Origin of the sequence: Chondromyces apiculatus DSM 436 (assembly GCF_000601485.1) — a bacterium.
GTDB lineage: Bacteria > Myxococcota_A > Polyangia > Polyangiales > Polyangiaceae > Chondromyces > Chondromyces apiculatus.
Genome location: NZ_ASRX01000137.1, coordinates 1 through 10,383 on the forward strand (window position 1 = coordinate 1; position 10,383 = coordinate 10,383).

Consider the following 10,383-nt stretch of genomic DNA (forward strand, 5'->3'; position numbering starts at 1 on the left):
CGCCACCCCTCTCCCGCCTTCCTCCGGGACGACGCCCAGAAGCCCCGCGCCCCCCATCCCCCCTCAGCGCCTGTCAGTGCTTGATCGAGATGTCCGCCAGCGCCATCCGCGCATCGTTGATCAGCGGACTGTCCGGAAACCGCCGAATGAACGACCGCAACGTCGTCTTCGCATCATTCCACGCCTGAATGTCGATCAAACACTCCGCCAGCAGCAGCGTCGCATCATCCATCACCTCCCGATCCGGCGACGCCTCCGACAGCGTCGTCAGCACCGGAATCGCATCCCGCTGCCGGTTCAACTTCCGGTACGCCCGCGCCAGATTCAGCCGCGCCGAAGGCGTATGCGCCGCCGTCTCCTTCTGACGGATCGCATCCTCGAACGCCACCGCCGCCTCGTGCCACCGCCCCGTCCGGATGTGATCCAGCCCCGTCTGGTACGACTTGATCGACAGCTCCGCCCGCACCCGCTCCACCGCGTCCGTGAAGAACGCCAGCTCTGCCCGCGAGATCGGCTCCTTCCGGATCGCGTCGAACCCCTCGATCACATCCTGCCGCCGCTCGGCCCGGATCAGCTCGTAGTACGCCGCCGCCGCGCTCTCCGCCCGGGCGCGCTCATCGCTCCGGGTCTGGAACGCCTTCAGGTCGGCCTCGTGCTTCAGAAGCTTCTCGCCGATCCCGCGCGTCTCGCTTTGCACCGCTTCCACGCGCGCGTCCCAGGCCAGCTTGACGACCCCGATCACCACCACGACGAAGAGAATGTTGGCGCTCGCGCTGTTCCAGAACGCACGCCGCTCGTTGCCCACCTGACGGCGCGACATGCTCTTCAGGTCTGCGGCGAGCGCGTTCGTCAGGTTGTTCGTCTTGATGATGAGCGCCCGTGACTCCACGATCTCCCGCTTGATTTCCCGGAGTTCATCGTCGAAGTCGCGCATCTTCTCCATGGCACTGTCATCCGCCACGCGTGCGCTCTGTGCAAGAGGGCGTGGCTATGGTAAACGGCCGCCCCCAACCCTACCAGGACCCAGCGTATGGACACGAGTGACATCAGAAAAGGTCTGAAGATGATGCTGGACGGCCAGCCTTACACGGTCGTCGACTTCCAGTTCGTCAAGCCTGGGAAGGGTCAGGCCTTCACGCGGGTGAAGATCCGGAACATGGCCACCAGCGCCGTGCTGGAGCGCACCTTCAAGTCGGGTGAGAAGCTGGAGCCGGCCGATGTCGAGGAGCGCACGCTCCAGTACATCTACAAGGAAGGCTCCGACTACGTGTTCATGGACTCCGCGACGGGCGAGCAGATCCCGGTCTCTGAGGACAAGATCGGCGACGATGCGCGCTGGCTCAGCGACAACTCCTCGGTGGACGTGACCATCTTCAACGGCCTGGCGATCGGCGTCAGCTTGCCGGCGAACGTGACCCTGCAGATCGTCTCCAGCGAGCCCGGCGTGAAGGGTGACACCGCGAGCGGCGCCACCAAGCCGGCCACCGTCTCCACGGGCGCCGTGGTGAACGTCCCCCTCTTCGTCCAGGAGGGGGAGTGGATCAAGATCGACACGGCCGACGGCAAGTATCTCGAGCGCGTGAACAAGAAGTAGCTGGCGCCGGACCGGCTCGAAGGAGCCGGCGCGGAGCTAGCTTGAAGGAGCCGGCGCCGAGCTGGTCTTCAGCGCCCTCGTGCCCGCGTCTCGGCGCGGCCGAGGGTCTTGTCGAGGTCCAGCTCACCGCACCGGGTGGGGCCGTCGCTCATCGTGACGGCCACGCTTCCCCCTGCATCCTCGCAGAGCAGGGAGCGCAGCTTGCGGATGGCCTGTGCGCGTGCCGGCACCTCGGATGCGCGCGCCTTGGTGCCAGCGTCTCCGAGCAGCGCGTCGGCGAGCGCCTTCAGCGCGGCCCCGGGCTGCGACGCATCGCGCGCCAGCCCCGAGGGCCGATCCAGGAACCAGAACGGCACGGACAAGGGAGCCACCCGCGGTGTGGTGCCTGCGGCGCCCGCTGCTGAAGATGGCCCCTTCTCGGCGGAGGGCTGACCTGACGCCTCGGGCGACGCGCCGGTCGCGCCGGTCGCGCCGGTCGCGCCAGGCGCGTCAGGCGCGTCAGGCGCACCAGACGCACCAGGCGCACCCGCAGCGCTCCCTGGCACCTCGCCCGCGGTCCCCTGCCCCTCTGACGGAGCGCTGCCCGGCTCAGGTCCCGCGGTGAAGGTCACACGGATCTCCAGGTCTTCGCGCCCGTCGCCATCGCGGTCGGAGGTCGCCACGGCGAGGTCGAGGGACGCGCTGGCACCCGCTGGCGACATGGTTCCGGGCGCAGTGCCTGCCGGGATCGCCCAGCTCATGGTGCCTGGAAGGCCACGGATCCGGACCTCCAGCGCGAGCGTTGGGGGGGCTGGCGTCGCGGGCGCGCCTGTGCGCAGGAGCGCGAGCCACCGGCTGGCTCCCTCCTGCTGCGCGTCGGGGCAGCTCGGCGTGATGGCCAGACCGACCGTGAGCGCGCTGATCTGCGCGAGCGACGCGCGCGGCGTGCACCCGGAGGGCGCGATCCCTGCTGGAAGTGCGGCCAGGGTGCGGGCACCGGCGGGAGCCGCAGGAGCGCCGGACATGAACACCAGCTCGCCACGCAGACCGTCGGGAGCGCGCGCCCAGGCGAGCAGGTCGCGGGCTCCGTCGCCGTCTGCGTCGACCACGAGGCCCGTCTCCAGGCTGCGGCCTGCAGGGGCCTCAGCGATGCGGCCTCCATCGAGTGGCCAGCGCTTGCCTCCTTCGGGCGGCGCTGTACCGACCTGCACTGCCGTGAAGGCGCCACCGTCGGCGCCTGCATCGGGGCCGGGTGGCGACCCGTCGCCAGCGCCGATGCCAGCGGGAGACGCGGTGGCTCCGGCAGACGGAGGCGCCGCAGGCGACGACGCCGACGAGGACGAGGACGAGGACGGCGCCGTCGCGTCGAGCGTGTAGGGCGTGTAGGGGCGATCGTTGCGGCAGCCATCGCAGCCAGCGACTGCGATGAGGGGAGCGACGAAGGAGAGGAGATGGGGGTGCAGGCGCATCGTTCCGGGAAATCAGGACCTGGATCGTGGGTCAGCTTGTGCAGCGCCGCTGGCGTACGAGGTCACGCCGAGGACGCACGCGGAGGACGCAGGATGGCGCAGGCAGCGCATCCCGGGTAGCATCGAAGCTTGCCGGCCGGCATCCCGATGGGCACCAAGCAGATCAAGCTCGTCGAAGGGGAGGATTACTACCTCGAAGGAGGGCGCTACGTCTTCACGTCGGCGTTCCACCTCAAGCGCGGCTACTGCTGCAACTCCGGCTGCCGGCACTGCCCTTACCGGGGCCGCGAGGAGCAGTTCGCGCGGGTGCGCCGGGGCCCCAGCCTCGTCGTCCATGGCGCCAGCGCGTCGAGGGTGCCGATCGCTCCCGCAGGCGGCGCGGGCGCCGCACCACCGCCCCTCGGAGCGCCCCTCGGAGCGCCCCTCGGAGCGCCCCTCGGAGCGGCCAGCAAGCCCGGCGCGGAGGCCGAGGTGCTCCGGGTACAGATGCCGAAAGGCACGCTGGCTCCTCGTACCGACGCTCTCGAGGCGCGTGACGCTCGCGTAGAACACGGAGAAGACGGCGAAAAGAAGGGGTGACTTTACGGGGGGGAGCAGGGCGCCGATAATCACCCCATGATGCGCGCACCTCGCTTGCTTCTGGGGATTGGCTGGCACTGGGCGTTCGGCGTGGGGGCACTCCTCGCCATGGGCTGCTCGGCGTCGGGCTCGGACGGGTCTCAGGGCAGCGGCGCATCTGGCAGCAGCAGCGATGGCGGCGGGGGCTCGGGGACGGGGGGAGACCTCGGGCTCGGGGCCGGAGGGCCGGGCGAGGAGCAGGAGAACGCCGAGGTCTTCGCGCACAGCGCGCGCACGCTCTTCCGCCTCGATCCGAACACCCGCGAGGTGAAAGAGGTCGCGGACTTCGTGGGCTGCGTCGACAACGTGATCGACATCGCCGTCAACGAGCAAGGGCAGATGTTCGGGGCCACGTTCGGGAGTCTCTTCAGCATCGACAAGGAGACCGCGAAGTGCACCAAGCTCGCGGACGGCAGCTACCCGAACTCGCTCTCCTTCGTCCCGAAGGGCACCGTCGATCCCGATGAGGAGGCGCTCGTGGGCTACAACAGCGCCACCTACGTGCGGATCGACACCACGACCGGATTCCTGAGCACCCTCGGGGAGCTGGTCGACACCAGCAACCCCATCGGCGGCTACTACTCCAGCGGCGACATCGTCTCCGTGATCGGCGGCGGGACGTACCTCACCGTGACGGGCGCCGACTGCGACGACTGCATCGTCGAGGTCGACCCGGCGAACGGGAAGCTCAAGCGCGTGATCGGCATGCTCAACTACCAGGACGTCTTCGGGCTGGCCTTCTGGGGCGGCTCTGCCTACGGCTTCACGGCCGAGGGCGCGCTCATCAAGATCAACCTCGAGAACGCGAGCACCTCCGAGATCCCCATCCCGAGCGCGCCGGCTTTCCTCGAGTTCTTCGGCGCCGGCTCCACCACCGCCGCGCCGCTGACCCCCATCGAGTGAGCCGCGCGTACTGCCAGTGACGCCCTGACCCCACCAGGGTGGATCCCCGGAGCTGGTACATCGATGACCCACTGGGTCAATCATGGCTCACCCGGACCACGCAATCGTTCCGTCCCTTTACAACCGCACGGTGGCGTTTTCAGCGCTGCGTCAGGGGAGTTTCACCTGGGCGGTTTTTCGCGCACGAAACAACGCTTTCACGCACTGCATCAAGAGAGGCACGGGGGTTGCCATGAAGCGCTGCGTCAGGAGGCAGGCGGATGAAAGAGCAAAGGTCGGAGCGGTCGGTGCTGGGTCGGTGGATGGTCCGGGGCGCGATGCTCATGGCGCAGGCGGCGCTCGTGATCGGATGTGCCGGCGCAGGTGAGGACGAGGGGACCGAGGAGGTCGTCGACAGCAGCGATGCCGTCAGCGACTCGTATGCGCAGACCAGGTACCCCATCGTGCTCGCCCACGGCATGGCGGGCTTCGACTCGCTCTTCGGCGTGGTCGACTACTTCCACGGCATCGAGTCGAACCTGCGTTCCAGCGGCGCCGACGTGTACGTGACCCAAGTGCCCGCCTTCAACTCCACGGAGGAGCGCGGAGAGGCGCTGCTCGCGCAGGTCGAGGACATCGCGGCCCGGAGCGGCAAGGGCAAGGTGAACCTCATCGGCCACAGCCACGGCGGCCTCGACATCCGCTACGTGGCCTCCGTGCGCCCCGACCTGGTGGCCTCGGTGACGTCCGTGGGGTCTCCCCACAAGGGCGCCGAGTTCGCGACCTACCTCCGCGGCAACGTCAAGGGTGGCTCTTTCACCGAGGGTGTCCTGTCGTTCTTCGCCAACAAGCTCGGGACGGCGCTCGGCCTGCTGAGCGGCCACTCGAACCCCCAGGACGCCCTCGCCGCCCTGGACTCGCTCTCGGCGAGCGGGATGGCGACGTTCAACGCGGAGTACCCCGCGGGCATCCCCTCGACGACCTGCGGCCAGGGCGCGGCCACGGTGGACGGGATCAAGTACTACTCGTGGTCCGGCACCGGCGTGCTGACCAACGTGTTCGACGCCGGCGACTACGCGCTCGGGCTGACGTCCACCTTCTACGGTGAGGCCGACGACGGCCTGGTCGGCAAGTGCAGCTCGCACCTCGGCACGGTGCTGCGCGACGACTACAACATGAACCACCTCGACGAGGTGAACCAGCTCGTGGGGATCACGGCGCTCTTCTCCACCGACCCCAAGTCGGTCTTCCGCACCCACGCGAACCGGCTGAAGAGCGCGGGGCTCTGAGTCTCCACGAGGGGACTCGCGTCCCCTCGCCCTGGGTTTCCTTGGAGCCGGGAGGACGCGCCGTGAAGACGAGGTGGCAAGGAGCAACGCTCGGGGGTGTCGCGGTGGCCGGAGCGCTCGCGCTCTGGCTGCGCGGAAGCGACGGCGCGCCACCTCCGTCTCCCGGTCCACGGCGCCCCGAAGCCGCGGCGACGGCGGGCCGGCCAGAGGCGCCCCGAGCGCGCCCGGTATCCTCCACAGCCGCCGCCCCTGCCGCGCCCTCTCCCGGGGAGGCAGCCGCCGCGAACCTGCCCCGATCCCTCCAGGGGACGGAGATCGACGACGCGCTGCGGGTGGATGACCGCGGGCGGCTCGTGCTCGGTCCGGAGGTGATCCGCTTCTTCAACTACTTCCTGTCGGCGACCGGCGAAGAGACCGACGCCACCCTGCGCGCCCGGGTGCTCGCCGCGATCCACGAGCGGCTCGAGGATCCCGCCGCGAGCCAGGCCGAGAAGCTGTTCGAGAAGTACCTGGCCATGCGCGAGGCCTCGCGCTCCCTCTCCGGGGATCTGGAGAAGGAGGCGGAGCCGTCCGCGCGGCTGGAGAGCATCCGCCGGCTGCGACGCGAGCACTTCAGCGAGGACGAGGCCGAAGCCCTGTTCGGCGCGGAGGAGCAGGAGTCGGCCGTGGCCGCGGCGCAGAGCGAGGTGATGCGCGACGGGTCGCTCTCCGAGCAGGAGCGGCAAGCGAAGCTCGACGCGCTCGCCAACCAGCTCCCCGAGCAAGCCCGGGAGGCGCGGGCAGCGTCGCGGCTCCCTGCCGAGCAGTTCGCCGAGGAGGAGGCGATGCGGGCCGCAGGCGCGACGGCGGCGGAACTCCACCAGCACCGGCTGGCGACCGTGGGCCCCGAGGCCGCGGAGCGCTTGCGCACGCTCGATCAGCAACGGAGCGACTGGGAGCAGCGGCTGGACGCCTTCCGGGCAGCGCGGGCCAAGGTCGCCGACGCGACCGCCGATCCCGACGCGCGCCAGGTGGCCGTGCTCTCCTTGCTGGAGCGGTCGTTCTCGCCACCGGAGCAGCTCAGGGCGCGGGCCATCCTGAAGATGCGGGGCGAGCCCATCGAGATGTGAGGCGCCCCGGTGCCCAGGCGTGACGGGGCGCATCAGCCAGCGTAGGACGCCGGGATGCACGCAGCGCGGGCTGGTCCTCGGAGGCGCCGGGTAGCGCTCGCAGCGACGCTCGGCATGGCGCTGCTGCACGCCGCAGCGCCGTGCGTGGCTTCCGAGGAAGCGGACCAGGGGCGCGGGGGTGAGGTGCAAGGCGAGGTGGCCACGCCGGCCATGCCGCCCACGCCGCGGGTGAGGGCTCAGGCCAGGTTCGCGGAGGCGGAGCAGGCGGCAGCGCAGTTCAGGTTCGCGGAGGCGCTGGGGGGATACCGCGAGGCGCTGGCCATCGATGCGAGCGCGCCGTTCGCGCGCCTGGCGAGGAGCCGGGTGGCGTTCCTCGAAGCACACGCCGAGGGGGACTTCGGTCCTCTGTCGCACCTGGAGGCGCTGCGGCGTGATCCCGGTCGGCTCGGAGACGCGGCGGCGGCAGAGGGCTTCGGGCGCGAGGTGGCAGGGTTTCCCCCCGGGCAGGTGCGGGTGGAGGCGCGGCTCCTCCTCGCAGACGCGCTGGAGCACCGGCTGGGGCGCGCCGATCAGGCGCTGGAGGTGCTGGAAGCCGTGCTGGACGACCCAGCGACAGATGCGCTGAAGCGCGCGCTCACCCTGGGGCGGGTGGTGGAGATCCACCGGAGCCGAGGGGACCTGGAGGCGGCGCGCGCAGCCGTGAAGCAGCACCCTGGCGTGGCGCCAGCGCTGGAGGCGGAGGTGGTGCGGGTCGCGCGGCGGGAGACGCTGCGCTGGGTGGCAGGTGCGGTGCTGGGGCTCGTGGCCCTGGCAGCACTGGGCGCACTCGCGAAGGCGAAGGCCGCGACGCGGGAGGCGGCACTGCGAGAGGCCGCGACCCCGCTGCTGGTGGGCGCCGCGCTCTACGTGGGCGGCGCAGGGGCGATCCTGGCAAAGGTGCACGGCGGCGCAGACCCGCGCCCCTTCGTGTGGCTCGGGGTCGGGGTGCTCGGGGTGGCCCTCGCCGGTCGCGCGCTGCGGGTGGCGCTGCCAGAGCTGGGCAGCGCAGGGCGCACAAGCTGGTCACTCTGCTGCGCCCTCGGGGTGCTGGCAGCCGCCTACCTGGCCCTGGAGCGCGCCGACGCCGGCTACCTGCTCAGCTTCGGTCTTTAAGTCCGGGGCGCGTTCAGGATTCCGAGCGCCCCCTACTTCCAGCAGTGGATGCCATCGCCAGAGGACGTCACGACCTCGCCGACCTTGGCGCCGGAGGTGAGATCGAACGTGAGGAAGCGGCCGTAGGAGTTGACGAGCATCACGCCCTCCGCTTCGTCCGGCCACATGCCCATGACCCAGCCGTCGAAGCCCTGAAGAGCGAGGCTCGGTTGCGGTTCGAGGGACGGGAAGGACACGCGCCTGATCTCGGATGTGGAGTGCCAGGCGCTGTACAAGGTCGTCTCGCTGGCGACCCACCGCGAGTTGTCATCGTCGGTGTAGAAGATGTCCTCGGGCGGCACACCCATCTCGATGTCCTCGAGCGATCCATGGACCTTCAGGGTCTCCGTACCCTGCCCGTACGATCGGACCAGCAGCTTGCCTTCCCACGTGGTCACGGCCTGGCACAGGTACGGCACGCTACGGACGACCCCTTCGAGCGAGATCCGGTTCAACGACTCGAAGTTGCACCAGTGGATCTGCTCGCCGATCACCGCGATGGAGCTGGCATCGGAGCTGGTGATCGCTCCCTGGAGGTCAGAAAGGAGCCGGCACTGCTCACCCGTGCGCGGAGAGACGGCGACGATGCCCTCGTAGTCGACCATGATGCACACGGGCATCTCGGCGGCGAGCTCGGGGCAGGCACTCCGGATGGTGTCCGGCACGCCCGTGTTTCCCCCCACGCCAGTCGAGGTGACGGAGGAGGTCGTCGTGGGCTGACCGGCGCCGACGCCGACGACGGTGGTGTACCCCCCGGCGCCTCCCGATCCGGACGAGAGCTCGTGGTCCACGACGACGTTGCCGCCACACGCCACGAGGAGCGTGGCCACCACGCCAGCAGCGAGAAGGATCTTCTGGGCCGTACCGCGGTGCATGCCATGCCTCCTGGAGTGCCTCGGCGAGGAGGCGGGGTGACGCGAGGTGATGCAGGAACGTCGGAGCGTGGTCACGCGAGGGTCGCCCGGAGCAGGCGGCGCCTCAGGGATTGCGCCAGCAGGAGAGACCGCCCATCGGGAACAAGGAGTAGCTCAATTCGGTCCCGCCGACCTTCGCTCCGGAGGCGAGATCGAGGGTGATGAGGTCGACTTCGTCGCGGATGACGAGGAGGGTTCCCTGGTCCTCGTTCGGCCAGATGCCGTACACCCAGTCGTCGTTGTTCGAGAAGAACAGCGACGCCACGGGCTCCATGGTCGGCAGCTTCGCGCGCGCGATCTCGTCCGTCGCGTGCCAGGCGCTGTAGAGGGTGGTCGCGCTGGTGGCGAGGCGCGTGTTGTAGACCGGAGGGAGCACGGCCTCGGGGGCCCGCGCGGAGATGTCCTCGAACGTGGCGTAGACCTCCAGGGTGTCGCCGTTGCCGGTCGCCTGCGGCTTGACCAGCAGCTTGCCCTGCCACTCGGTGACGGCGTCGCAGGCGTAAGGTGCGCTGCTGTCGACGACGCCGTGGTCGAGGGAGATGCGCCTCACGCGGTCTTCGTCACACCAGTAGACGTGGTTGCCGATCACCCCGAGGGAGCCCACGAAGCCGAGGAGGTGGTCATAGAGCGGCTGGAGCTTGCAGTGCTGACCGCTCTCCGGCGAGACGATGGCCAGGCCTTCCACGGAGATGGTGACGCACACCAGCGGCTCGGCGGCGATGTCAGGGCAGGTGTTCTTGACGACGTCGGGCACGTTGCCCGCCCCTCCTGCGGTGCCCGAGCTGGTGCCGGTGCTGCCCGCGCCGACGCCGCCCGTGCCGCTGGTCGCCGGGGCACCAGCCCCCACGCCCGTGTACGCGCCAGTGCCGCCCGCGCCACCGAACCCCGCAGAGGGGTCGCCGTCGATGACGACGTTGCCGCCACACGCGACGAGGATCATCAGGCCAGAGGCGAGGAGGGTGGTCCACGCGGAGGTCAGGTGCATGTCGTCACCGAAAGGGCTTCGGAGCCAAGTAAGGAGGGGAAGAGGAAGCGCGACCCGTACACCGTAGGCGAGGGCAGCGGCACAGGACAAGCCGCACGGGAACGGGCCGCGGAGAGGGAGCCGCACGGGCGCAGCGCAGCGGGGGATCCAGGCCGGCAGCGACGCCAGCCGCCGGACCGCGCGGACGCGCACACCGGGACGTTGCAGGCGCGACGCGAGGCGGTGCACAGTCCGGCCCATGCAACGCCCGGGTGGATGCAGTACGGCACGGACGCCGGGCACGGGGGTGACGCCACCGGGGCCAGCGGCAACAGTGGCGCCAGCGGTGGCGCCGGCGGTGGCGCCGGCGGTGG

Annotated in this window: 10 protein-coding genes; 6 read left to right on the forward strand and 4 right to left on the reverse strand. The window is 70.2% G+C overall.

Going from position 1 to position 10,383, the window contains the following annotated elements:
• Window positions 1-73: 73 nt before the first annotated feature.
• Window positions 74-943, reverse strand: a complete 870-nt coding sequence (locus CAP_RS42695; protein ID WP_231512028.1) for a tetratricopeptide repeat protein — start codon at window positions 941-943, stop codon at window positions 74-76.
• 87 nt (window positions 944-1,030) lie between these two features.
• Between CAP_RS42695 and efp the strand changes: the two genes are divergently transcribed.
• The gene (efp, locus tag CAP_RS42700; protein ID WP_044252357.1) at window positions 1,031-1,594 is read left to right on the forward strand and encodes an elongation factor P; all 564 of its coding nucleotides are present in this window, start codon (window positions 1,031-1,033) and stop codon (window positions 1,592-1,594) included.
• Between the two features lie 68 nt (window positions 1,595-1,662).
• On the opposite strand, the gene CAP_RS42705 is transcribed toward efp, so the two are convergent.
• Entirely contained in the window at window positions 1,663-3,042 is a 1,380-nt protein-coding gene (locus tag CAP_RS42705) for a hypothetical protein (protein WP_044252360.1), read from the reverse strand.
• Between the two features lie 129 nt (window positions 3,043-3,171).
• On the opposite strand from CAP_RS42705, the gene CAP_RS42710 reads away from it, so the two are divergent.
• The 5 genes from CAP_RS42710 to CAP_RS42730 all read left to right on the forward strand — a co-directional run bounded on the left by CAP_RS42710 (window position 3,172) and on the right by CAP_RS42730 (window position 8,092).
• The gene (locus CAP_RS42710) at window positions 3,172-3,621 is read left to right on the forward strand and encodes a C1orf53 family protein (protein WP_156041674.1); all 450 of its coding nucleotides are present in this window, start codon (window positions 3,172-3,174) and stop codon (window positions 3,619-3,621) included.
• A gap of 36 nt (window positions 3,622-3,657) precedes the next feature.
• Window positions 3,658-4,563: an NHL repeat-containing protein gene (locus CAP_RS42715; protein ID WP_044252366.1), complete on the forward strand. Its 906-nt coding sequence runs from the start codon at window positions 3,658-3,660 to the stop codon at window positions 4,561-4,563.
• Window positions 4,564-4,886: 323 nt separating this feature from the next.
• Window positions 4,887-5,831 carry an esterase/lipase family protein gene (locus tag CAP_RS42720; RefSeq protein WP_081865846.1) on the forward strand — a complete coding sequence of 315 codons (945 nt, stop codon included), beginning with the start codon at window positions 4,887-4,889 and terminating at the stop codon, window positions 5,829-5,831.
• A gap of 62 nt (window positions 5,832-5,893) precedes the next feature.
• Window positions 5,894-6,940, forward strand: coding sequence for a lipase secretion chaperone (locus CAP_RS42725; protein WP_156041675.1), 1,047 nt, complete (start codon window positions 5,894-5,896; stop codon window positions 6,938-6,940).
• Between the two features lie 54 nt (window positions 6,941-6,994).
• Entirely contained in the window at window positions 6,995-8,092 is a 1,098-nt protein-coding gene (locus CAP_RS42730) for a tetratricopeptide repeat protein (protein WP_156041676.1), read from the forward strand.
• A gap of 32 nt (window positions 8,093-8,124) precedes the next feature.
• Here the strand turns inward: CAP_RS42730 and CAP_RS42735 are convergent, their stop codons facing one another.
• Together CAP_RS42735 and CAP_RS42740 are read right to left on the reverse strand one after the other, a co-directional pair.
• Window positions 8,125-9,006 (reverse strand): hypothetical protein, encoded by an 882-nt coding sequence (locus tag CAP_RS42735; protein ID WP_044252370.1) that lies wholly within the window; start codon window positions 9,004-9,006, stop codon window positions 8,125-8,127.
• A 103-nt stretch (window positions 9,007-9,109) separates the two neighbouring features.
• On the reverse strand, window positions 9,110-10,030 hold the full coding sequence (locus tag CAP_RS42740) for a hypothetical protein (protein WP_044252373.1): 921 nt from the start codon (window positions 10,028-10,030) through the stop codon (window positions 9,110-9,112).
• Window positions 10,031-10,383 lie beyond the last annotated feature (353 nt).

Bases quoted from the DNA above. Each gene is read 5' to 3' on its own strand.
- CAP_RS42740 (WP_044252373.1), bottom strand. From the start codon at position 10,030: ATGCACCTGACCTCCGCGTGGACCACCCTCCTCGCCTCTGGCCTGATG.
- CAP_RS42695 (WP_231512028.1), bottom strand. From the start codon at position 943: ATGGAGAAGATGCGCGACTTCGACGATGAACTCCGGGAAATCAAGCGG.
- efp (WP_044252357.1), top strand. From the start codon at position 1,031: ATGGACACGAGTGACATCAGAAAAGGTCTGAAGATGATGCTGGACGGC.
- CAP_RS42705 (WP_044252360.1), bottom strand. From the start codon at position 3,042: ATGCGCCTGCACCCCCATCTCCTCTCCTTCGTCGCTCCCCTCATCGCA.
- CAP_RS42715 (WP_044252366.1), top strand. From the start codon at position 3,658: ATGATGCGCGCACCTCGCTTGCTTCTGGGGATTGGCTGGCACTGGGCG.
- CAP_RS42735 (WP_044252370.1), bottom strand. From the start codon at position 9,006: ATGCACCGCGGTACGGCCCAGAAGATCCTTCTCGCTGCTGGCGTGGTG.
- CAP_RS42720 (WP_081865846.1), top strand. From the start codon at position 4,887: ATGGCGCAGGCGGCGCTCGTGATCGGATGTGCCGGCGCAGGTGAGGAC.
- CAP_RS42730 (WP_156041676.1), top strand. From the start codon at position 6,995: ATGCACGCAGCGCGGGCTGGTCCTCGGAGGCGCCGGGTAGCGCTCGCA.